Source organism: Pseudonocardia nigra (genome assembly GCF_019396355.1).
Classification (GTDB): domain Bacteria; phylum Actinomycetota; class Actinomycetes; order Mycobacteriales; family Pseudonocardiaceae; genus Pseudonocardia; species Pseudonocardia nigra.
The window spans coordinates 55,386-76,067 of sequence record NZ_JAHKRK010000005.1 but is presented as its reverse complement, the minus strand read 5'-3'; the positions used below and the strand labels follow the sequence as shown (position 1 = coordinate 76,067).

At 73.8% G+C, this 20,682-nt stretch carries 23 protein-coding genes and 1 pseudogene (1 of these 24 cut by a window edge); 18 read left to right on the top strand and 6 right to left on the bottom strand.

Features of this window, described 5'->3' with window-relative positions; genetic code table 11:
* Positions 1-44: 44 nt before the first annotated feature.
* The 5 genes from KME75_RS02755 (at position 45) to KME75_RS02735 (ending at position 2,672) form a co-directional block, all read left to right on the top strand.
* Positions 45-974, top strand: coding sequence for a glucosyl-3-phosphoglycerate synthase (locus tag KME75_RS02755; protein WP_219412906.1), 930 nt, complete (start codon positions 45-47; stop codon positions 972-974).
* Positions 975-1,001: 27 nt separating this feature from the next.
* Complete coding sequence (locus KME75_RS02750; protein WP_219412905.1) at positions 1,002-1,346, top strand: DivIVA domain-containing protein; 345 nt, start codon at positions 1,002-1,004, stop codon at positions 1,344-1,346.
* Positions 1,343-1,810 (top strand): SRPBCC family protein, encoded by a 468-nt coding sequence (locus tag KME75_RS02745; protein ID WP_219412904.1) that lies wholly within the window; start codon positions 1,343-1,345, stop codon positions 1,808-1,810. Before KME75_RS02750 ends, KME75_RS02745 begins: the two co-directional genes overlap by 4 nt.
* The gene (locus tag KME75_RS02740; protein ID WP_219412903.1) at positions 1,803-2,360 is read left to right on the top strand and encodes a DNA-3-methyladenine glycosylase I; all 558 of its coding nucleotides are present in this window, start codon (positions 1,803-1,805) and stop codon (positions 2,358-2,360) included. The genes KME75_RS02745 and KME75_RS02740 overlap by 8 nt, the downstream gene beginning before the upstream one ends.
* A 144-nt stretch (positions 2,361-2,504) precedes the next feature.
* Entirely contained in the window at positions 2,505-2,672 is a 168-nt protein-coding gene (locus tag KME75_RS02735) for a DUF3117 domain-containing protein (protein WP_219412902.1), read from the top strand.
* A gap of 351 nt (positions 2,673-3,023) precedes the next feature.
* Here KME75_RS02735 and KME75_RS02730 read toward each other — a convergent pair whose 3' ends face one another.
* Positions 3,024-3,206: a hypothetical protein gene (locus tag KME75_RS02730; RefSeq protein ID WP_219412901.1), complete on the bottom strand. Its 183-nt coding sequence runs from the start codon at positions 3,204-3,206 to the stop codon at positions 3,024-3,026.
* A 75-nt stretch (positions 3,207-3,281) separates the two neighbouring features.
* On the opposite strand from KME75_RS02730, the gene KME75_RS02725 reads away from it, so the two are divergent.
* Positions 3,282-3,830, top strand: a complete 549-nt coding sequence (locus KME75_RS02725) for a CGNR zinc finger domain-containing protein (protein ID WP_219412900.1) — start codon at positions 3,282-3,284, stop codon at positions 3,828-3,830.
* A 3-nt stretch (positions 3,831-3,833) separates the two neighbouring features.
* Here the strand turns inward: KME75_RS02725 and glgA are convergent, their stop codons facing one another.
* Positions 3,834-4,994, bottom strand: coding sequence for a glycogen synthase (gene glgA / locus KME75_RS02720; RefSeq protein WP_219412899.1), 1,161 nt, complete (start codon positions 4,992-4,994; stop codon positions 3,834-3,836).
* 177 nt (positions 4,995-5,171) lie between these two features.
* On the opposite strand from glgA, the gene glgC reads away from it, so the two are divergent.
* Positions 5,172-6,416, top strand: coding sequence for a glucose-1-phosphate adenylyltransferase (glgC, locus tag KME75_RS02715; protein WP_372452548.1), 1,245 nt, complete (start codon positions 5,172-5,174; stop codon positions 6,414-6,416).
* Here glgC and KME75_RS02710 read toward each other — a convergent pair.
* Entirely contained in the window at positions 6,411-7,031 is a 621-nt protein-coding gene (locus KME75_RS02710) for an O-methyltransferase (RefSeq protein ID WP_219412897.1), read from the bottom strand. The genes glgC and KME75_RS02710 overlap by 6 nt on opposite strands.
* Positions 7,032-7,325: 294 nt before the next feature.
* On the opposite strand from KME75_RS02710, the gene sigE reads away from it, so the two are divergent.
* The 4 genes from sigE to tatB all read left to right on the top strand — a co-directional run bounded on the left by sigE (position 7,326) and on the right by tatB (position 10,857).
* Positions 7,326-7,916, top strand: coding sequence for an RNA polymerase sigma factor SigE (gene sigE / locus KME75_RS02705; protein WP_219412925.1), 591 nt, complete (start codon positions 7,326-7,328; stop codon positions 7,914-7,916).
* Positions 7,913-8,635: an anti-sigma factor family protein gene (locus tag KME75_RS02700; RefSeq protein WP_219412896.1), complete on the top strand. Its 723-nt coding sequence runs from the start codon at positions 7,913-7,915 to the stop codon at positions 8,633-8,635. The genes sigE and KME75_RS02700 overlap by 4 nt, the downstream gene beginning before the upstream one ends.
* Positions 8,636-8,729: 94 nt before the next feature.
* Positions 8,730-10,355 carry a trypsin-like peptidase domain-containing protein gene (locus tag KME75_RS02695; protein ID WP_219412895.1) on the top strand — a complete coding sequence of 542 codons (1,626 nt, stop codon included), beginning with the start codon at positions 8,730-8,732 and terminating at the stop codon, positions 10,353-10,355.
* Between the two features lie 97 nt (positions 10,356-10,452).
* Positions 10,453-10,857 (top strand): Sec-independent protein translocase protein TatB, encoded by a 405-nt coding sequence (tatB, locus tag KME75_RS02690; RefSeq protein ID WP_219412894.1) that lies wholly within the window; start codon positions 10,453-10,455, stop codon positions 10,855-10,857.
* 59 nt (positions 10,858-10,916) lie between these two features.
* On the opposite strand, the gene KME75_RS02685 is transcribed toward tatB, so the two are convergent.
* Together KME75_RS02685 and KME75_RS02680 are read right to left on the bottom strand one after the other, a co-directional pair.
* Positions 10,917-12,359: an amidase gene (locus KME75_RS02685; protein WP_219412893.1), complete on the bottom strand. Its 1,443-nt coding sequence runs from the start codon at positions 12,357-12,359 to the stop codon at positions 10,917-10,919.
* Positions 12,356-13,258 (bottom strand): D-2-hydroxyacid dehydrogenase, encoded by a 903-nt coding sequence (locus KME75_RS02680; RefSeq protein ID WP_308282508.1) that lies wholly within the window; start codon positions 13,256-13,258, stop codon positions 12,356-12,358. Before KME75_RS02680 ends, KME75_RS02685 begins: the two co-directional genes overlap by 4 nt.
* Before the next feature lie 151 nt (positions 13,259-13,409).
* On the opposite strand from KME75_RS02680, the gene KME75_RS02675 reads away from it, so the two are divergent.
* The 7 genes from KME75_RS02675 to KME75_RS02645 all read left to right on the top strand — a co-directional run bounded on the left by KME75_RS02675 (position 13,410) and on the right by KME75_RS02645 (position 19,771).
* Positions 13,410-13,919 (top strand): DUF3830 family protein, encoded by a 510-nt coding sequence (locus KME75_RS02675; RefSeq protein WP_219412891.1) that lies wholly within the window; start codon positions 13,410-13,412, stop codon positions 13,917-13,919.
* Positions 13,920-13,925: 6 nt separating this feature from the next.
* Positions 13,926-14,789 carry a maleate cis-trans isomerase family protein gene (locus KME75_RS02670; protein WP_219412890.1) on the top strand — a complete coding sequence of 288 codons (864 nt, stop codon included), beginning with the start codon at positions 13,926-13,928 and terminating at the stop codon, positions 14,787-14,789.
* A complete protein-coding gene (locus KME75_RS02665) occupies positions 14,786-15,532 on the top strand; it encodes a maleate cis-trans isomerase family protein (RefSeq protein ID WP_219412889.1) in 747 nt (248 codons plus the stop codon). Before KME75_RS02670 ends, KME75_RS02665 begins: the two co-directional genes overlap by 4 nt.
* 5 nt (positions 15,533-15,537) lie before the next feature.
* Positions 15,538-16,236 carry a GntR family transcriptional regulator gene (locus tag KME75_RS02660; protein WP_308282511.1) on the top strand — a complete coding sequence of 233 codons (699 nt, stop codon included), beginning with the start codon at positions 15,538-15,540 and terminating at the stop codon, positions 16,234-16,236.
* Positions 16,237-16,242: 6 nt separating this feature from the next.
* The gene (locus tag KME75_RS02655; protein ID WP_443690177.1) at positions 16,243-16,617 is read left to right on the top strand and encodes a cupin domain-containing protein; all 375 of its coding nucleotides are present in this window, start codon (positions 16,243-16,245) and stop codon (positions 16,615-16,617) included.
* Positions 16,618-16,790: 173 nt separating this feature from the next.
* Positions 16,791-18,428: an ExeM/NucH family extracellular endonuclease gene (locus KME75_RS02650; protein WP_219412888.1), complete on the top strand. Its 1,638-nt coding sequence runs from the start codon at positions 16,791-16,793 to the stop codon at positions 18,426-18,428.
* Positions 18,429-18,514: 86 nt separating this feature from the next.
* Entirely contained in the window at positions 18,515-19,771 is a 1,257-nt protein-coding gene (locus tag KME75_RS02645) for an aspartate aminotransferase family protein (RefSeq protein ID WP_219412887.1), read from the top strand.
* Between the two features lie 40 nt (positions 19,772-19,811).
* Here the strand turns inward: KME75_RS02645 and KME75_RS02640 are convergent.
* Positions 19,812-20,682 (bottom strand): annotated as a pseudogene (locus KME75_RS02640) (Mrp/NBP35 family ATP-binding protein); it runs 376 nt beyond the window's last position.

The following is a 20,682-nucleotide window of genomic DNA, read 5'->3' as shown; positions in this document are numbered from 1 at the left end:
ACGGGGCCGATCCCTGACGAGCTGCCGAGTGCGAGGAGGGCCCCATGGACCGCGTCGCCGAGGACTGGTTCGCCCGCCGCACCTGGCAGGACCCGGACTGGTCGGCGGCCGACCTCGTCGCCGCCAAGGCGGGACGAAAGGTGTCGGTCGTGCTCCCCGCGCTCGACGAGGAGGCGACGGTCGGCGCGATCGTCGAGGCGGTCGGGCCCCTGACCCGGCACCCGTCGCCGCTGGTGGACGAGCTGGTCGTGATGGACTCCGGGTCCACCGACCGGACCGTCGAGGTCGCGCGGGCCGCCGGTGCGCGGGTGGTGCTGCGCACCGACGTCCTCCCCGAGCTCGAGCCGGTGCCCGGCAAGGGCGAGGTGCTGTGGCGCTCGCTCGCGGCCACCTCCGGCGACGTCCTCTGCTTCCTCGACTCCGACCTGGTCGACTTCGACCCCGGTTTCGTCCCGGCGCTGCTCGGCCCGCTGCTCGCCACGCCGGGCATCGGGCTGGTGAAGGGCTTCTACCGGCGGCCGCTACGGCTGGAGACCACCCAGGCCGACACCGGTGGCGGCCGCGTCACCGAGCTGCTCGTGCGGCCGCTGCTGGCGGCGTTGCGCCCCGAGCTGGGCGGCGTGGTCCAGCCGTTGGGCGGGGAGTACGCCGCCACGCGCGAGCTGCTGGAGTCGGTGCCGTTCGCGGCCGGGTACGGCGTGGAGGTCGGGCTGTTGCTCGACACCTGTTCCGCGCTCGGCCTCGATGCGCTCGCGCAGGTCAACCTGGGCGTGCGCAAGCACCGCAACCGCTCGCTGCTGCAGCTCGGTGTGATGGCCCGGCAGATCCTCGCTGCGGCGCTGCCGCGGTGCGGCGTTCCGGACGCCGGCGGGATGCTCACCCAGTTCGTGCAGATCGACGGGGAATGGCTGCCGTCGGCCACGGCGGTGGACGCCGCCGAGCGGCCACCCATGCGCCAGGTGCTGGTGCGGTGAACGGTGCGCCGTGGTGGGATCGCACCCGTGGGGACCGCCTTGATCTACCTGATGGTCGTCGCCGGGGTGGCCGCCGTCGTGTTCGGGATGGCGGCGGTCGTCTTCGGCCGCGGTGAAGAGCTCGCACCGCTGCCGCCCGGCGCCACCCCCACGCGCCTGCCGGCGGGAGAGATCGACGGCGACGACGTGCGCGAGCTGCGGTTCCAGCAGGCCCTCCGGGGCTACCGGATGGACGAGGTCGACTGGGTGCTCGATCGGCTGGCCGACGAGCTGGACCGGGCCGGTGCCGAGCGGGACGGGCTGCTCGCCAGGGTGGCGGAGCTGGAGTCCGAGCTGGCCGGGCCCGGGTTGCGGGCGAAGGGGGAGCGATGACGCAGCGCGTGGAGCTGACCGTGGGCGTCGACGTCGACGCGCCGGCCGATGTCGCCTGGCGGACCGTCACCGACTGGCCCGGCCAGAGCGTATGGATGCTCGGCACCCGGGTCGAGGTGACGAGCGGCGGTGACGGCAGGGGGCCGGGAGCCACCCTGGAGGCCGTCACCGGGGTCGGACCGATCGGTTTCACCGACCCGATGGAGATCGTCGAGTGGAGGCCACCGCGGCGCTGCGTCGTGCGGCACACCGGGCGGGTCGTTCGCGGCGACGGGGTGTTCGAGGTGGACGAGCTGGGACCGGAGCGGGCGCGCGTGGTGTGGACGGAGCGGCTGGACCTCCCGCTCGGGGCGCTCGGACGGGCCGGCTGGCCGGTGGCCCGGCCCGCGTTCCGCGCAGGCGTCGCGTACTCGCTGCGGCGGATGGCGCGCCTGTGCGAGGCGAGGTATCGGTCGCGTGGCTGACGAGCGCGACCGCTGCGGGTGGGCGGGCACGGCACCGGAATACGTCGCCTACCACGACGAGGAGTGGGGCCGGCCGCTGCGCGGCGTCACCGCGCTGTTCGAGCGGCTGAGCCTCGAGGGCTTCCAGTCCGGGCTCTCCTGGCTGGTCATCCTCCGCAAGCGCCCGGCGTTCCGCGCGGCGTTCGCCGGGTTCGACCCCGAGGCGGTGGCGCGGTTCGGCGAGGTGGACGTGCAGCGCCTCCTCGGCGACGCCGGGATCGTCCGCAACCGGGCCAAGATCGAGGCCACGGTCCACAACGCGCGGCGGGTGCTGGACCTGGACACGCCGCTCGACGAGCTGCTGTGGTCGTTCGCCCCCGACCCCGCCACGCAGCGGCGACCCGCCTCCCTCGACGAGGTGCCGGCGACGACGGCGGAGTCCCGGGCGATGGCCCGTGAGCTCAAGCGCCGCGGCCTGCGATTCGTCGGACCGACGACCTGCTACGCGCTCATGCAGGCCGCCGGCCTGGTCGACGACCACGTCGCCACCTGTTGGCGCGCTGCGACCTGACGGCTGCTCACCGTGAGCCTGCTGGGTGGTTGATCGCTCCGGTTGCATCCCCGTCGGACGGATGAGGAAAGATGTTCGCAGCATCCCCGCCGCGCGCTCTCCCCGCGCAGCGGCACCCTGCAGACGACGAGGAGGGAGCAGGAGATGGCGGCGATGAAGCCCCGGACCGGCGACGGTCCCCTGGAGGTGACCAAGGAGGGTCGGGGCATCGTGATGCGCGTTCCTCTGGAGGGCGGCGGCCGCCTGGTCGTCGAGATGTCGGTCGAGGAGGCCAGCGACCTCGGTGACGCCCTGAAGTCCGCCTCCGGCTGACCTCAACCCCGCGTGACGCGGGGACCCCGGTTCGACGAACGGCACCGGCGAACGGCACTGCGCCGTCCGCCGGTGCCGTTCGTCGTTCTTCCGGCTCGATCCGGCGAGATCATTGATCGCCGCGAGATGTCGCGTGTGGCAGTTCCGACCGCGCGGATGCGTATCTTGCGGCGATCTTGGCGCCGGTGATCGCCGCGAGGGTGCGCTCTTTGTCGTCGGGACTGCGCGGATGCGAATCTGACGGCGATCATGGAGTGGGTGATCGCCGCGAGGGCGCGCTCGTTGTCGTTGGAACTGCGCGGATGCGCATCTCGCGGCGATCACCGCCGGCACCGCAACCACGCGCGCCCGTCACAGCGCCGGCACGACCTCCCGCACCGGCTCGGCCCGGACCCCCGGCCCGGCGAGCCGCACGAGCTCGATCGACACCGCTCCGCACACGCAGCGCCGGTACCGCACCCATCCCTCGGAGGTGGCGTGCGTGGAGAGCACCTCCGCCTCGTCGCCGGGCCATCCGCAGTGCCGACACCGCATCGCGCGCGCTCCTCAAGTGTAATATCCGTCTTGATATGAGAGCTTACACCTCGAGGCGCCGGGAGTAATAGTCCATTGGACTTCATCGGTTACCGCAGCAACGCGCTCGGCGCGGCCGTCGACCTCGTGAACGCCGTCGCCACGGCCCCGGACGAGGACCCGCCGCCCGGCGGCCGGATGCGGGGCGTGCTCCTGGAGCACGGCTACCTCGCCGAGACGGCCCCGGGCTCGGTCGAGCCCGCGCTGCGGGCCTGGGCGCGGCGGTTGCGCACGGTCTTCGACGCCGCCGACCTCGACGCCGCCGCGGTCGCGGTCAACGCCCTGCTGGCCGATGTGCGGGTCGAGCCGCACCTGTCCGGGCACGACGGGCAGCGCTGGCACCTGCACTACGCGCCGCCGGAGGCCGGCGTGGTCGACCGGGTGCGCTCCACCACCGCGTTCGCGCTCGCCATGCTCGTGTCGGAGTACGGGCTCGACCGGCACGGCCGGTGCGCGGCCGATGGCTGCGCACGGGTGTTCGCCGACACCTCGCGCAACGCCGCCCGCCGCTACTGCTCCTCGGCGTGCGCCAACCGGTCCGCCGTGGCGGCCCACCGGGCCCGCGTGCGGGCGAGGGTGCGGTAGCCCTCAGCCGAGAGCGCGGTAGATCTCCACCGTGCGGGCCGCGGCCTGCTCCCAGGAGAACTCCCGCTCCGCCCGCGCGCGCCCCGCGGCGCCCATCGCCGCCGCCCGCTGCGGGTCGGCCAGCAGCTCGTTGACGGCATCGGCGATCCCGGTCCGGAACTCCTCCACGGCGTGCTCGTCGAAGTGCACCAGCAGGCCGGTGCCGCCGTGGTCGACGACCTCGGGGATGCCCCCGACGTCGGAGGCCACCACGGCGGTGCCGCAGGCCATCGCCTCGAGGTTGACGATGCCGAGCGGCTCGTACACCGACGGGCAGACGAACACGGTGGCCGCCGACAGCAGCTGCCGCACCTCGGCGGTGGGCAGCATGCGCCGCACCCACACCACCCCCGGGCGGGCGGCGCTGAGCTCGGCGACCGCCTTCTCGGTCTCCTCGGCGATCTCCGGGGTGTCGGGCGCGCCGGCGCACAGGACGATCTGGGCGTCCCGGTCGATCCGGTGGGCCGCGGCCACCAGGTGGGCGAGCCCCTTCTGGCGCGTGATGCGGCCGACGAACACGACGCTCGGGCGGTCCGGGTCGACACCTGCCGCGCGCACGGCGTCGCGGTTCGGGTCGGGGCGGTAGAAGTCCGTGTCGATGCCGTTGTGCACCACGTGCACCCGGGCCGGGTCGAGCGCCGGGTAGCACTCCAGGACGTCGGTGCGCATCCCGGCGCTCACCGCGATCACCGCGTCGGCCGCCTCGTACGCCGTGCGCTCCACCCACGACGACAGCCGGTAGCCGCCGCCGAGCTGCTCGGCCTTCCACGGCCTGCGTGGCTCCAGCGAGTGCGCGGTGACGACGTGCGGCACCTCGTGGAGGATCTTGGCCAGGTGCCCGGCCATGTTCGCGTACCAGGTGTGGGAGTGGGCGATGTCGGCCCCGGCGAGTGCCGCGACCATCGACAGGTCGACCCCGAGGGTCTGCAACGCCGGGTTCGCGTCGGCGAGCGCGGCGGGCGGGCGGTGCGCGTGGGTCTCCGGCTGCCCGGGACGGGCGTCGCCGAAGCAGTGCACCTCGACGTCGACGAGCCCGCGCAACGCCGGCACGAGATGTTCCACGTGCACCCCGGCCCCGCCGTAGACGTCCGGGGGGAACTCGCGGGTGAGCAGGCCGATCCGCACTCCGCGAACCGTAAGGCATCGACGGCGGGCCCGCGGGTATGCCCGCCGCATGGTTTTCGCCGGTTCGACATCGTGTAGCGGTGGCCGGACACCCAGGGAGAGCACTAGGGTCGGCTCCGTGACGATGCTGCCGGCTGACCCGGCTCCCGGGACCGCGATCGGAGCGTCGGCATGACCATGGCTCGGCTTTCCCTCGCCTCGCCGCGGGTGCTCGCCGCCAACGTCCTCGGAATCGTCCTCGCGGGCGGCGAGGGGAAGCGTCTCTGGCCGCTCACCGCCGACCGGGCCAAGCCCGCCGTGCCGTTCGGCGGCAACTACCGGCTGATCGACTTCGTACTGTCCAATCTGGTCAACGCCGGAATGCACCGCATCTGCGTGCTCACGCAGTACAAGTCGCACTCGCTGGACCGGCACATCTCCACCACGTGGCGGCTCTCCAGCGTGCTCGGCCAGTACATCACCACGGTCCCGGCCCAGCAGCGGCTCGGCAGGCGCTGGTACACCGGCAGCGCCGACGCGATCTTCCAGAGCCTCAACCTCGTCTACGACGAGCGCCCCGACTACATCGCGGTGTTCGGCGCCGACCACGTCTACCGGATGGACGCCGCGCAGATGCTGGCGCGGCACATCGAGAGCGGAGCCGGCGTCACCGTGGCCGGCATCCGCGTGCCGCGCGCCGAGGCCAAGGCGTTCGGGGTGATCAACTCCGATCCGGACGGCCGGATCGTCGACTTCCTCGAGAAGCCCTCGGACCCGCCGTCGGTGCCGGACGACCCGGACGTGACGTTCGCCTCGATGGGCAACTACATCTTCACCACCGAGGTGCTGCTCGAGGCGTTGCGGGCCGACGCCGAGGACGGCGACTCCGACCACGACATGGGCGGCGACATCATTCCGCGGCTGGTCCGTCAGGGCGACGCCGCGGTCTACGACTTCGCCGACAACGTGGTGCCGGGGGCCACCGACCGCGACGCGGGCTACTGGCGCGATGTCGGCACCGTCGACGCCTACTACGAGGCGCACACCGACCTGGTGTCGGTGCACCCGATCTTCAACCTCTACAACGACCGCTGGCCCATCCGCACCGCGATGGCGCCGCTGCCGCCCGCGAAGTTCGTCGAGGGCGGGATCGCACAGGACTCGATCGTCGGCGTCGGCACGATCATCTCCGGCGCGATCGTCCGGCGGTCGGTCATCAGCCCGAACGTGCGGATCGAGGCGGGCGCCGAGGTGTCGGACTCCGTCGTGCTCCCCGGCGCCCGGGTGGGCCGCGGCGCGGTGGTGCGCGGCGCGATCCTCGACAAGAACGTGGTGGTCCCCGACGGTGCCCTCGTCGGGGTGGACCTCGGGCTGGACCGGGCGCGCTACACCGTCAGCCAGGGCGGCGTGGTCGTGCTGGGCAAGGGTGCCACCGCGCTATAGCCGCAACGCGCCGAGCAGGCCATCGCCGAGGGGGAGCAGCACCGGCACGAGGCGATCGTCCTCGCGTACCTGCTGGGCCACCTCGCGCAGCGCGCCGCCGGGCTCGTCGGTGTCGACCACGCCGTGGAACACCACGATCCCGCCGGCCCGCAGCAGCCGGGCGGCCTCGTCGAGGTAGCGGGGGTGGTCACCGGGTGCGGCATCGACGAACACGAGGTCGTAGCCGCCGTCGGTGAGGCGCGGCAGCACCTCGAGCCCCATGCCGTTGATCAGCCGCAGCCGGGACGGCCCGTGGCCCGCCGCGACGAACGCCTGCCGGGCGGTGCGCTGGTGCTCGGGGTCGACGTCGATCGAGGTGAGCAGGCCGTCGCCGGTCATCCCGGCCAGCAGCCACAGTCCGCTGACCCCGGTGCCGGTGCCGACCTCGACGACGGCGCGCGCGCCGATCGTTGCCGCGAGGAACCGGAGCGCGGCGCCCACGCCGGGTCCGATCGGCACGCAGCCCACCTGCGCCGCGGAGTCGCGCGCGGCGAGGAGCACCTCGTCCTCGGGGAGGTAGGATTCGACGTGGTCGCGCAGCGCCGGGAGATCCGTGGCGCTGTCCGGGCCGCTCATGGTCGAGAAGGCTACTGCGATGGGTCTTCCACGGTGTGCCCGGCGCGCCTGCGCCCGCGGTAGGCGGTTTCACAGGTTCCTCTCAGCCGGTTCTCACCCGCCATTCACGGGTATGCGGCACCGTAGGTGCCATCGGTCGGGGTCGTCGGCCGGTGAAGGGCCGGGAACTCGATGCCCCGGCGCTTCGTTGGCCGCAAGGCACGACCCGCCGCAGGAGGTGCGACCCGAACGATGAGCGACGGCACAGCCACGCTGCCGAGCAGTCCCGTGGCAGGCGGCCCCGCGTCCGGTGGGATGGCACTTCCCGGCGAGGGCGCCGACTGGTCGCCGCCGAGCTGGGACGAGATCGTCCGGGAGCACGCCGACCGCGTGTACCGGCTCGCCTACCGCCTCACCGGCAACCCCCACGACGCCGAGGACCTCACCCAGGAGACGTTCGTGCGAGTGTTCCGCTCGCTGGCGTCGTACAAGCCGGGCACGTTCGAGGGCTGGCTCCACCGCATCACCACCAACCTCTTCCTCGACATGGTCCGCCGCCGCTCCCGCATTCGGATGGAGGCGCTGCCGGACGACTCCGACCGGCTGCCCGGCCGCGGCCCCGAGCCTGAGCAGGTGTTCTCCGACACCCACCTCGACCCGCAGCTGCAGGCCGCCCTCGACGAGCTGCCGCCCGAGTTCCGCGCCGCCGTCGTGCTGTGTGACGTGGAAGGCCTCTCCTACGAGGAGATCGGCGCCACCTTGGGCGTGAAGCTCGGTACGGTGAGAAGCAGGATCCACCGCGGGCGGGCCGCACTGCGCGGCGCTCTGGAGCGCCACCGCGCTGCCGCGCAGGCCACGGCGTCCGGGGCGGCGGGAGACGGAGCGTCGGAGGAGGTACGCGGGTGAGGGACGGCCGCTGGCGCATCTCGGTCACGGTCCCCGACTGGGGACACGACCATCTGTCGTCGGATGCCGTCGTCGCATACGTCGACGGCGAGCTCGCCCCTGGCCCCCACACCCGTGCCACCGAGCACCTGGCGCAGTGCCCCGAGTGCGCCGCCCAGGTGGTCGCGCAGGGCCAGGCCAGGGCGGCCCTGCGCACGGCCGACTGTCCCAGCCTGCCGTCGTCGCTGCTGTCCAGCCTGCGTGCGATACCGCAGGACACCGATCTGCCCGGGCCACCCGCCGGCCTCTCGATGACCGCCGACGGCGAGCTCGTCACGGTGCTGCGCCCCGAACGCGACGACGCCCGCCGCGGGCGGCGCGACGTGCAGCTCACCGAGCAGGCCCCGGTGGGCACCCCGCTGGCGGAGGCACCGCCCGCCGGACTCGACGGGCCCGTGCCGCACCACGGCAGGCGGCCTCCCGCACACCGCGGCCTCCGGCTCGGCACCGGTGTCGCCGTGTCCGGGCTCGCCCTCGGCGCGCTCGCCTTCGGTCTGCCCAGCGCATCGGGCGGCCCGTCCCCGGTGCCCACGGCGGCCGACCGCGGTGTGCTCGGCGGCGCCCCGGCGGGTGTCGTCGACGCCAGGCTGCGGGTCACACCCGCCGCCACCCCTGCCCAGCGGGCGGATCTGCTCGACCGGGTCCAGCGCCTTCCCGCGTCCTTCCGCGGGCTGCCCTGATCCGGCTGCCCCTGATCCGGCTACGCGGACTTCACCGCCGCTGCGGCAGGCTGGGTGCGGCCGGTGACCGCAGAGCCCAGGAGTCAGCAGCGCGATGAACGAACGCAGCGCCCCCGCGACGCGTTCGGGTGACCGCGCCGGCGATGAGCCGGGCCGGGACACCACCGCCGGCGCCCCCGGCGACCCCACCGCCGAAACCGGCGCCGCGACCACCGACGAGACGCCCACGGTGCCCGTGGCCCGCAGCGAACCGCCGCGACTGGCCCCCAAGCCGCTCGACCGGCCGCCCGTGGACGCCGCGGCGGCCTCGGTGTTCGGCCGCCCCAATGGCGTGGACGGCGGGTTCGCCGCCGCGCGGGGCTCCGGCGCGATGCCGACCCGCACCACGGTGGCTGCGCCCCCGCCCACAGCGTTGGCCAGTGCCTTCGGCCGCCCCAACCCGGGCGCGGCCGCGCTGCAGCGACCCCCGTCGAACGGGTCGGGGCACGCGCCGGACGACGCGACGTTCTGGGACGAGGGCGCCGACCATGATCCCTGGCGCGACCCCGACAGCCCGGCCGCCCTCGGTCCGCCCGCCGAGACGGGCGAGCCGGAACCCTCGCCGCCGCGCGGTGAGGGCGCCCGGCTCAGCCTCCGGGAGGTGCTGTTCGGCAGGCGCGTCGAGCCGCGGGCGCTGGCCGGGCTCGCACTGGTCGCGCTGCTCATCGGCGCCGGGGGCGGGCTCGTCGGCCGGATGACGGCCGACGGCGCCTCCGGCCTCACCGACCCCGACCCGACGATCACCCAGGCGATCGAGGGCAAGGAGCGGCCGCCCGGCTCGGTGGCCGACATCGCCGCCCGCACGGTGCCCGCGGTGGTCTCGATCGAGGTCCGCGTCGGCGAGGAGGGCGGCACGGGATCCGGCGTCGTCATCGACCCGGACGGCTACGTGCTCACCAACAACCACGTGATCGCCCCCGCGGCCGAGGTCAACGGCGGCCGGATCGAGGCGATCTTCCACGACGGCACGCGCAGCGCGGCCCAGGTCGTGGGCCGCGACCCGAAGACGGACCTGGCCGTCATCCGGGTGGCCGTGACGAACCCGGTCGTCGCGAGCATCGGGTCGTCCTCGGCCCTCGCCGTGGGCGACGGGGTGATCGCGATCGGCTCGCCGCTGGGCCTGGCGGGCACGGTCACCACCGGCATCGTCAGCGCGCTGGACCGTCCGGTCCGGCTCGACGGGAGCGGCACCGACCTGAACGCCGTGATCGATGCCATCCAGACCGACGCTGCGATCAACCCCGGCAACTCGGGCGGTCCGCTGGTCGACTCCACGGGCGCGGTCGTCGGGATCAACACCGCCATCCGCAGCCTCGGGATGGGCGAGGGCGGCTCGATCGGCCTCGGGTTCGCGATCCCGATCGACGACGCGCGCGTGATCGCCGACGAGCTGATCCGCAGCGGCGCGGTGCGCCACGCCGAGATCGGCGTCAACGCCCGTTCCGTCACCGACGGCATCACCGACGGCGCTCAGGTGCAGAACGTGCAGCAGGGCGGCGCGGCCGCGGCGGCGGGCATCGTCGAGGGCGACGTGATCGTCCGGGTCGGTGACCGCACGATCGGCGGAGCCGACGAGCTCGTCGTCGCCGTCCGGGAACGCAACCCGGGCGACACCGTCGAGGTCGAGCTGATCAGGGAGGGCCGCCCGCTCACGGTGTCGGTGGTGCTCACGTCCGATTAGGGAACAACGGCCGAACCGGGTGGGCACGCGGAGCGAACGCCGGAACCGGGGACAGCTTTTCCAGCGATCATACTTTCCGACCCCGTAGGGTGGTGCCGTGTTCGACAGCGTCGGCTGGGGCGAGATCATCGTGTTGATCGTGGCCGGGTTGTTCATCCTCGGCCCGGAACGGCTTCCCTCCGCGGCCTCGTGGCTGGGCCGCTCGATCCGTCAGGTCAAGGACTACGCCACGGGTGCGAGGGAACAGCTCCGCGGCGAGCTCGGCCCGGAGTTCGACGAGCTGCGCAAGCCGCTCGAGGAGCTGCGCGGGCTGCGCAACTTCAACCCGCGCACCGCGGTGCAGCGCACGCTGTTCGACGACCCGCCCGTGAAGCCCAACGGCCACGCCACGGGGCCGAACCTCACGAAGTCGAACGGCGCCACCGCCACCCCGCCCGCGGCAGCGGCCAAGGAGAGCCTGGCGAAGAACGAGCGGCCGCCGATCGACCCCGACGCCACCTGACCACCGCTCCCGGCGACGGGAAACGGCTCGAGCAACGGGCGCGGCCCGGCCGACCGTGGTCAGAGGGCCGGTCGGCGCAGGTGCCAGTCCGTCGCCTGCTGGAACGCGTGGGCGGCGGCGAGCACTGCGTCGTCGGCGTGCCGGGGTCCCACGATCTGCAGCCCCACCGGCAGCCCGTCAGCGCCGTTGCGCGCTCCGCCTTCGCTCCGCGCGGTCGTGAACCCGCACGGCACGCTCGCGGCCGGCTGCTGCGTCATGTTGAACGGGTAGCTGAACGGCGTCCAGGACGTCCACCGCTTCCGCGGCCACCCGGCGGGCACCTCGACGCCCGCCTCGAACGCCGGGATCGGCATCGCCGGGGTGAGTAGCAGGTCGTAGCGGGTGTGGAACTCGCCCATCCGGATCCCGAGGTCGTTGCGCACGCCCATCGCACCGAGGTAGTCCAGCGCCGAGGCGCGGGCGCCCTGCTCACAGGCCTCGACCAGGCCCGGGTCCATCAGCTCCCGCTCGGCGGGCCCGAGGTGCTCGGTCGACTTGGCGGCACCGGCGAACCACAGCACCTCGAACGCCGCCACGGGGTCGCTGAAGCCGGGGTCGGCCTCCTCGACGTGCGCGCCGAGCCGTGCGAACACCTCGACCGCCGCGGCGAACGCGGCCGCCACCTCGGGGTGCACGTCGACGTATCCCAGCGCGGGGCTGACGGCGATGCGCAGGCCGGCCACGCCGGCGTCGAGCCGCTCGCGGGCCGGCGGGGCCGGGGCGAGCGCCCACGGGTCGCGCGGATCCGTCCCGGAGATCACGTCGAGCAGCAGCGCCGCGTCCACGGCCGTACGGGTCATCGGTCCGACGTGTGCCAACGTCCCGTACGGGCTGGCCGGGTAGTGCGGGACGCGCCCGTAGGTGGGCTTGAGCGCGGTGGTGCCGGTGAACGCGGCCGGGATGCGCACGGAGCCGCCACCGTCGGTGCCGAGGCTGAGCAGGCCCATCCCGAGGGCGACGGCCGCCGCGCTGCCGCCGGACGAGCCGCCCGCGGTGCAGGTCGGGTCCCACGGGTTGCGGGTGATGCCGGTGAGCGGGTTGTCGGTCACGCCCTTCCACCCGAGCTCGGGCGTGGTGGTCTTGCCGAACAGGACGGCGCCGTGCTCGCGGACCCGCGCCACGTGCGGGCCGTCCACCGTCCAGGGGCCCGCCGGGTCGACGGTGCGCGAGCCGCGCAGCGTGGGCCAGCCCGCCGTGAGCAGGATGTCCTTGATCGAGACGGGCACGCCGTCGAGGAGCCCGACCGGTTCCCCGCGCGACCAGCGCTCCTCGGAGCCGCGGGCGGCCGCCAGGGCCGCGTTCTCGTCCACCAGGCAGAACGCGTTGACGTGTCGGTCGAGCCGGTCCACGCGGTCCAGCACGTCACGGATCACCTCGACGGGGGACAGCTCCCGCGCCCGGTACGCGGCCAGGAGCTCGGAGGCGGTGAGGTCCGCGGCGGTGCGCGCGGCCGTGCTCGTCATGAGGTACCTCCGGTCACGTAGCCCAACGACTTGTCCACGACGTTCCGCAGCGGCTCGCCCGCGCGGTAGCGGATGAGGTTGTCGGTGAAGACCTCGACGAGCGCGTCCCGCCAGCCGACGAGGTCGCCCGACATGTGCGGCGACACGATCACGCCCGGCAGCTCCCACAGTGGCGAGTCCACCGGGAGCGGTTCGCGGGCGAAGACGTCGAGCGCGGCGCCGGCGATGCGGCCTTCCCGCAGCGCGTCGACGAGGTCGGGTTCGACGACCAGCGCGCCGCGCCCGACGTTGATCACCCGGGCGGACGGGCGCAATCGGGCGAGCGCGGCCGCGTCGAACATCCCGCGGGTCGTGTCGGTGAGCGGGGCCGCGAGCACGAGCCAGTCGGCGCGGGGGAGCGCATCGGGCAGCGCGGGGAACTCGCGGCGCCCGATCAGCTCCACCTGCATCCCGACGGCCTCGAGCAGGCGCGCGATCGCCTTGCCGATCGGTCCGCCGCCGACCACCACCGCGCACCGGCCGGCCACCGGCTCGGTCTCTCGATGGCGCCACTCGCGCCTGCCCTGCGCGGCGAGCGTGCCGGGCAGGTCCTTGGCCATCGCCAGCACCAGGCCGAGCACGTACTCGGCCATGGGTGCGTCGAACACGCCGCGGGAATTGGTCAGGGTCACCGGCGAGTCCAGGAGGCCGGGGAAGACCAGCCGGTCCACACCGGCGCTCGCGGTGTGCACCCAGCGGAGTGAGTCCGCGGCGGGCCAGGCGTCGCGGACGGCGTCGGAGGTGAAGTCCCAGACGAGCAGGACCTCGCTGCCGGGCAACGCGTCGGCGAGCGTGTCCTCCGTGGCGAACCGCAGATGATCGGCCTGGAGGCCCGGTGGACGATCTTCGCCGTGCAGCACGCATATGGTCGGGGCGGGCCCCTGAGCTGCGGTAACGGGCACGTTAACGACCTTCCAGCGGCGGTCCGGCGCATTGACACGCTAGGAAGCGCTCGTATGATTGTCAACATCCGCGGCGCGCGGGGGGCCCCTCCGGTGGGAATGGATGGATATGTCGAAGTTCCTCCGCATCAGTCTCGCCCGACGCGGTGTGTCGTGCGTGGCCGAACTCCTCGAGAAGGACGCACCGCGCACGAGCGCCGCGGTGTGGAACGCCTTGGACAACGGTCCTCTCGGCGGCGACGCCCAGCACGCGAAGTACGCGCGCAACGAGGTCTACACGATGGTGCCCCGGTTCGCGCAGATCGGCCGCGAGAACACCACCGTCACCCCGATCCCGGGTGACGTCGTGCTGTTCGACTTCGCAGGCGGCATGCTCGACACCGCGTTCAAGGCCGACCAGGGCATCGACCTCGACGAAGGCGCCATCGACCTCGCGATCTTCTACGGCCGCAACAACCTCCTGATCAACGGCGACGTCGGCTGGGTGCCGGGCAACGTCTACGCCTCGATCGTCGAAGGGCTGGACGTGATGGCCGAGGCGTGCCACGACGTGTGGCGGTCCGGCAGCGTCGGGGAGCGGCTGGTCTACGAGCGCCTCGACGGCGCAGACGCCCGGTAGGCCGCAATGCCCACCGAGCTGTCGGTCGGACTCGCCGAACCCGTCCGTCAGCAGGGGATCGGCGTGGTCGCACCGTTCGACTTCGCGCTCGACCGCGAGCTGTGGCGCTGGGTGCCGGACGACGTGTCGCTCTACCTCACGCGGCTGCCGTTCTTCACCACCCCGGTCACGGTCGAGATGGCGGTGGCGTGCGGTGACCGGCGGGCGGTCCGCCGCGCCACCCGCGACGTCCTCACGCCGGAGCCCGCCGTCGTGGCCTACGCGTGCACATCGGGCAGCTTCGTCGACGGCGCGGCGGGCGAGCTCGTGCTCCGCCGCACAATGGTCGACGCCGGCGCGCCCGCCGCCTGCACCACGTCCGGGGCGCTGATCGACGCGCTGGCCGCGCTCGGCGTCGCGCGCCTGGCGATCGCCACGCCCTACGTCGAGCCGGTCACCCGCCGGCTCGTCGGCTACCTGGCCGAGTACGGCGTCCGCACGGTGTCGTGCGAGGGGCTGGGGCTGCTGGGCCACATCTGGCGGGTCACCTACGCCGAGGTCGTCGAGATCGTGCGCGCGGTCGACACCGACACCGCCGACGCCCTATTCATCAGCTGCACCAACCTGCCCACCTACGACCTCATCGAGCCCCTCGAGCAGGCGCTCGGCAAGCCGGTGCTGACGGCGAACCAGGTCACCATGTGGGCGGCGCTGCGGGCGATGGGCCGGGTCGCGGTGGGCCGCGGCAGCCTGCTCGACACCGGCGCGGCCGCCGAGGTGCAGCTCACCACCACCGCCCCGGCCGAGCTCACGGCGGTGCCGGACCCTCCGGCACCCGTCGAGATCGGCCCCACTCGGATCAGTGCAGTACGACCGGCAGGAGCGGCATGACCCCCACCATCGGCATCCTCTACCCGGGCTTCTCGGCCGAGGACGACTACCCGCGCGCCGAGTCGCTGCTGGGCGGGCCCCGGCTGCAGCTCGTGCACACGGAGATGCGCGAGGACGCCCACCGCGTGGACGCGCTGCTCGACATCGGCGCCGACGACGTCCTCGCCGAGGGGGTCAAGGCGATGGCCGAGCCGCTCGACGCGGTCGTGTGGGCGTGCACGAGCGGGAGCTTCGTGTTCGGCTGGGACGGCGCCGCGGCGCAGGTGGCGGCGCTCGGGGCGGCGGCGGGCGTGCCCGCGTCGAGCACGTCGTTCGCGTTCGTCGACGCGTGCGCTCGGCTCGGTGTCACCCGCGTGGCGGTCGGCGCCACCTACCCCGACGACGTCGCCGAGCGCTTCGTCGCGTTCCTCGCACGGGCGGGCGTCGAGGTGCTCTCGCTTTCCGCCCGGGGCATCATCACGGCCGCCGAGGTCGGCACCCTCGAACCCGAGGACGTGCTGGCGTTCGCGGCGGCGGCCGACCACCCCGACGCGGAGGCGGTGCTGCTGCCGGACACGGCGCTGCACACGGTCGGCCTGCTCGACGCGCTCGACGCCCGCGTCGGCAAGCCGGTGCTGACGGCCAACCAGGTGAGCATCTGGCAGGGCCTGCGGCTCGCCGGGGCGGACGTGCCGCGGTCGGGGCTGGGTAGGGTGTTCGCCCGCGCGGGTGACGGAGGCGGAGCGCCCATCGAACGCGCGTGACGGGAGTGGCAGTGGACCTGAGCGACCTCGAACCGGTGGAGCGCCGGTCGACGGCGGCCATCGTCGCGGACCGGATCCGGGAAGCGATCATGCGTGGCGTCTTTCCGCCCGGCACCCAGCTCGGTGAGGTCGAGCTCGCCGCCCGGCTGGGGGTGAGCAGGGGTCCGCTGCGCGAGGCCATGCAGCGCCTGGTCGCGGAGGGGCTGCTGCGCAGCGAGCGCCACCGCGGGCTGTTCGTCCGCGACCTGGACGCCGCGGACGTGCGCGACGTCTACATCGCCCGCAGCGCCGTCGAGCGGGCGGCGGGCCTGCTGCTGATGTCCGGGGACCGGACGGCCGCCACGGAGCGGCTCACCGCGGCCCTCGAGGCGATGGAGGAGGTGGCGGACGACCCGGTGGCACTCGCCGACGCCGACCACGCCTTCCACGCCGAGCTCGTCGCGGCGTCCGGCAGCCCGCGGCTGCGGCGGATGGCCGACGCGCTGCTGGTGGAGACGCGCATGTGCCTCGCCGCGCTGCAGGACACCGCGCCGCCCGCCGACGCGTTGATCACCGAGCACCGGGAGCTGCGTGACGCCGTGCGCGACGGCGACGCCGCGCGGCTCACCGTGGTGCTGGAGGCGCACATGGCCGACGCCGTGGAGCGCATCCTGGCGCCCGTGGTCGTCCCGCCCGCCCCGGGGTCACCGGCCGTTCCCGCCTGAGCGGCGATGAGTTCCGGGCACGGCGCCGGTCACTTCCGCATGGACTCGACATCACTCCACTCGTACCTCGTCGACGGCGTGCTTCGCGGCGAGTTCGAGGGCCGCGATCACGGCAGCTCGGTCTCGCTCATCATGGTCGGCACGGAGGAGATCGGCGCCGGGCCGCGGCTGCACCGGCACCCCTACGACGAGACCTTCGTGGTCCGGGCGGGGACGGCGAGGTTCACCATCGGCGACGAGGTGCGGGTCGCCACCGCGGGTCAGATCCTCGTGGCCCCGGCGAACACCCCGCACAAGTTCGAGAACATGGGACCCGGACGCCTCGAGATGACCGACGTCCACGCCAACGACCACTTCGTCACCGAGTGGTTGGAGGACTAACCGGGGCTTCGCCCCAGCCCGACGAGGCGTGCCGTGGTCGGCTCGGGTTTCGGGGCTCCGGTCGGGCGGGGTGAGACCGTGACCGGCGGGCCGGTCCGGTGTATGAACCGCGCTGGGCGAGCCCGGGCTGCAGCAGTCGGGGACGGCGACCCCGCCACCTCCGAGCGGAGGGGGTGTTGTTCATCGGCCGCGCCCAGGAGAAGACCGGGCTGTTCCGCATTCAACGGCTCCTGGGAACGGCAGGCGGGACGCCCGCACGCTGCCGGGCCGATGTGAACCGCACGCCACGGCGACCCGACCCGGACACCCAGATCGACGAGGTGAGCGCGCTCGCGGTGTGCGAGCAGGGCGCCGCCCTTCCCGAGCCCACCGCGGTGGCGCTGCCGACCGCCGAACGCGCCGACCTGGAGCGCTTCGAGGGGATGCTCACCACCTACGACACCCTCGCCGTCACGGAGAACCGCAACGCCGACGACTTCGGCGAGCTGCTCCTCTCGACCGTCCCGCCGCTGGTCGAGCCCACCGAGGTGGCCGACGGCTCCGCCGCCCAGGAGCTCGCGCAGGCCAACGCGGCGCGTCGGATCATCCTCGACGACGGCCGGAACGGCGAAGGGCTCGAGCCGATCGCGTACCTGGCGGCGGGCGACCCGATCCGGCGCGGCGACACCGTGGCCGGGCTCACCGGCATCCTCGGCTACGGGTTCGACGCCTACCGGGTGCAGCCGACGGAGGACGTCACGTTCGCGCCGGTGAACCCGCGGCCCGCGGCGCCCGACGCCGTCGGCGGCGACGTGCAGGTGGCGAGCTTCAACGTGCTGAACTACTTCACGACGCTGGGTTTACGCGGCGCGGCCACGCCCGAGGAGTTCGCCCGGCAGGAGGCGAAGATCGTCTCCGCGATCTCCGCACTGGGGGCCGAGGTGGTCGCCCTGCAGGAGATCGAGAACAACGGGGGCGCCGCGACGCAGTCGCTGGTGGACGCGCTCAACGAGGCGGCAGGTGCCCCGGTCTGGGCCGCGGTGCCGAACCCCGAGGGCTACGGCAGCGGTCCGGGCACCACGGACGAGATCACCAACGCGCTCATCTACCAGCCGGGCGCGGTGCGGCTCGTCGGGGAGACCGCGACCGTGCTCGTCGACCCGGCCTTCGACAACGCGCGGGCGCCCTACGCGGGCACCTTCACCGCGGGCGTCAGCCCGTTCACGGTGATCGGGAACCACTTCAAGTCCAAGAGCTGCGGCGGGGCGACGGGTGACAACGCCGAGCCCTTCCCCGGCGCCGGCTGCTACAACGCCGACCGGGTGGAGCAGGCCAGGGCGCTGGCCGGGTTCGTCGCCGAGCTCGGGCGAGGGGCCGGGGACATCCTCGCCATGGGTGACTTCAACAGCTACTCCGAGGAGGATCCGATCGAGGTCCTCGAGGACGCCGGGCTGGTGGACACGCTCGGCGCCCTGCCCGCGGCCGACCGCTACACCTACGTCTTCGACGGCGAGCAGGGCGTGCTCGACCACGCCTTCCGTCTCGGGGACACGGTGACCGGCGTGGACGTGTGGCACATCAACGCCGACGAGTCGGACGCCTACCAGTACAGCGGCGTGGACGCGTTCTTCGCGTCCGGCCCGTTCCGCGCCTCCGACCACGACCCCGTGCTCGTCGGCCTCGACGCCGGTCGCGGCCAGGGCGGACCGGGCGGGCCCCCGCCGGGGGTCCCGGGCCCGCCCGATGGCGTTCCCGGTCCGCCCGACGGCGTTCCGGGCCGGCCGGACGAGGTTCCGGGCGGCTCCGGTGGCGGGAGGGGTCCGAGGGGCTGAGGCCCGGCTCTTGCCGGGCGCCCCTGTGGCGTGCTTCCATCGGGAGGTCGAATTGTCGACAATCCGACAACGTCAGGAGCGCGCGCATGGCCCAGCTGTCCCCCGTCCTCCAGCAGGCGACGCCCGTGCAGGCCGCCCGCGGTGAAGGCGTGTACCTGTACGACACCGACGGCCGCCGGCACCTGGACTTCACCGCGGGCATCGGCGTCACGAGCACGGGGCACTGCCACCCGCGGGTGGTGGCCGCCGCGCAGGAGCAGGTGGCCACGCTGATCCACGGGCAGTACACGACCGTGATGCACCAGCCGCTGCTGCGGCTGGCCGAGCGGCTCGGCGACGTGCTCCCGGCGGGCCTGGACAGTGTGTTCTTCCTCAACTCGGGCAGCGAGGCCGTCGAGGCGTCCGTGCGGCTGGCGCGGCACGCCACCGGCCGCCAGCTGGTCGTCGCGTTCGAGGGCGGCTTCCACGGCCGCACGATGGGCGCGGCGGCGCTCACCACGTCCGGGGCGAAGATCCGCGCCGGGATCGGCCCACTGATGGGCGGCGTCGCGTTCGCGCCCTTCCCGTACGCGTTCCGGTACGGGTGGAGCGAGGACGAGGCCGTCGCGTTCTGCCTGCGCGAGCTGGACCGGCTGCTGATCACGGCGGCCCCGGCCACGGACGTCGCCGCGTTCGTGATCGAGCCGGTGCTGGGCGAGGGCGGCTACGTGCCCACGCCGCCCGCGTTCCTCGCCGGGCTGCGGGAGCGGGCCGACGCGCTCGGCATCCTGCTCATCGCCGACGAGGTGCAGACCGGGTTCGGACGGACCGGTCGGTTCTGGGGCCACCAGCACGCCGAGGGCATCGCCCCCGACATCCTGATCACCGCGAAGGGCCTCGCGTCGGGCTTCCCGCTGTCGGGGATCGCCGCGTCGCAGGAGCTGATGGCGAAGGCGCGCCCCGGCTCGCAGGGCGGCACCTACGGCGGCAACGCGGTGGCGTGCGCGGCCGCGCTCGCCACCCTCGACGTGATCGAGGACGAGAACCTCGTCGAGAACGCCGCGGAGCAAGGCGTGCGGCTGCGCGACGGCCTGCGCAAGGTGGCCGCCGACCACCCCGGCATCGCCGACGTCCGCGGGCTCGGGCTGATGGTCGGCAACGAGTTCTGCACTCCTGACGGCGCGCCCGACCCGGCCGCGGCGCTCCGCGCCCACGCGGCGGCGGCGGAGCGTGGCCTGCTCCTGCTGACGTGCGGCCCGTTCGGCAACGTCGTGCGCATGATCCCGCCCCTGATCGTCACCGCGGAGCAGGTGGACGAGGGCGTGGCGCTGTGGTCCGAGGCGGTCAGCGCTTCGCGCTCGTGAGTGGATACGAGTGCTCTGGCACTCGTATCCACTCACGGGGTCAGCGGCGCACCGGGCTGATGTTGAGCGACATTCCGGCCAGGCCGCGCGCGCGGGTGGCGAGCTTGTCGGCCACCCCGCGCAGGGCCTGGGCCGCCGCGCTCTCCGGCTCGGTGAGCACCACCGGCGTGCCGGAGTCGCCGCACTCGCGCAGGCGGGTCTCCAGCGGCACCTGACCCAGCAGCGGGACGGGCGCCCCGAGGGTGCGGGTGAGGGAGTCGGCCACGGTCTGCCCGCCGCCGGCGCCGAACACCTCCATGCGGGTGCCGTCGGGCATCTCCATCCAGGACATGTTCTCCACGACGCCCGCGAGGCGCTGGCGGGTCTGCAGCGCGATCGAGCCCGCCCGCTCGGCCACCTCGGCCGCCGCCATCTGCGGGGTGGTGACGACCAGCAGCTCCGCGTTCGGCACGAGCTGCGCGGTGGAGATCGCGATGTCACCGGTGCCGGGCGGCAGGTCGAGCAGCAGGACGTCGAGGTCGCCCCAGAACACGTCGGCGAGGAACTGCTGCAGCGCGCGGTGCAGCATCGGACCCCGCCAGACGACGGCCTCGTTGCCCGGGGTGAACATCCCGATCGAGATGACCTTCACGCCGTGCGCCTGTGGCGGCATGATCATGTCGTCGACCTTGGTGGGCCGCGCGGTGACGCCGAGCATCCGCGGCACCGAGTGCCCGTAGATGTCGGCGTCGACCACGCCGACCGACAGGCCCTTCGCTGCCATCGCGGCCGCGAGGTTCACGGTGACCGACGACTTGCCGACCCCGCCCTTGCCCGACGCCACGCAGTACACGCGGGTGAGCGAGCCGGGCTGGGCGAACGGGATCACCGGCTCCGCGGCGTCGCCGCGGGGGCCGCGGCGCAGCTCGGTG

Bases quoted from the DNA above. Each gene is read 5' to 3' on its own strand.
- glgC (WP_372452548.1), top strand. From the start codon at position 5,172: ATGGCTCGGCTTTCCCTCGCCTCGCCGCGGGTGCTCGCCGCCAACGTC.
- KME75_RS02695 (WP_219412895.1), top strand. From the start codon at position 8,730: ATGAACGAACGCAGCGCCCCCGCGACGCGTTCGGGTGACCGCGCCGGC.
- KME75_RS02730 (WP_219412901.1), bottom strand. From the start codon at position 3,206: ATGCGGTGTCGGCACTGCGGATGGCCCGGCGACGAGGCGGAGGTGCTC.
- KME75_RS02755 (WP_219412906.1), top strand. From the start codon at position 45: ATGGACCGCGTCGCCGAGGACTGGTTCGCCCGCCGCACCTGGCAGGAC.
- KME75_RS02645 (WP_219412887.1), top strand. From the start codon at position 18,515: ATGGCCCAGCTGTCCCCCGTCCTCCAGCAGGCGACGCCCGTGCAGGCC.
- KME75_RS02655 (WP_443690177.1), top strand. From the start codon at position 16,243: ATGAGTTCCGGGCACGGCGCCGGTCACTTCCGCATGGACTCGACATCA.
- sigE (WP_219412925.1), top strand. From the start codon at position 7,326: ATGGCACTTCCCGGCGAGGGCGCCGACTGGTCGCCGCCGAGCTGGGAC.
- KME75_RS02745 (WP_219412904.1), top strand. From the start codon at position 1,343: ATGACGCAGCGCGTGGAGCTGACCGTGGGCGTCGACGTCGACGCGCCG.
- KME75_RS02710 (WP_219412897.1), bottom strand. From the start codon at position 7,031: ATGAGCGGCCCGGACAGCGCCACGGATCTCCCGGCGCTGCGCGACCAC.
- KME75_RS02670 (WP_219412890.1), top strand. From the start codon at position 13,926: ATGCCCACCGAGCTGTCGGTCGGACTCGCCGAACCCGTCCGTCAGCAG.
- KME75_RS02665 (WP_219412889.1), top strand. From the start codon at position 14,786: ATGACCCCCACCATCGGCATCCTCTACCCGGGCTTCTCGGCCGAGGAC.
- KME75_RS02685 (WP_219412893.1), bottom strand. From the start codon at position 12,359: ATGACGAGCACGGCCGCGCGCACCGCCGCGGACCTCACCGCCTCCGAG.
- KME75_RS02735 (WP_219412902.1), top strand. From the start codon at position 2,505: ATGGCGGCGATGAAGCCCCGGACCGGCGACGGTCCCCTGGAGGTGACC.
- KME75_RS02675 (WP_219412891.1), top strand. From the start codon at position 13,410: ATGTCGAAGTTCCTCCGCATCAGTCTCGCCCGACGCGGTGTGTCGTGC.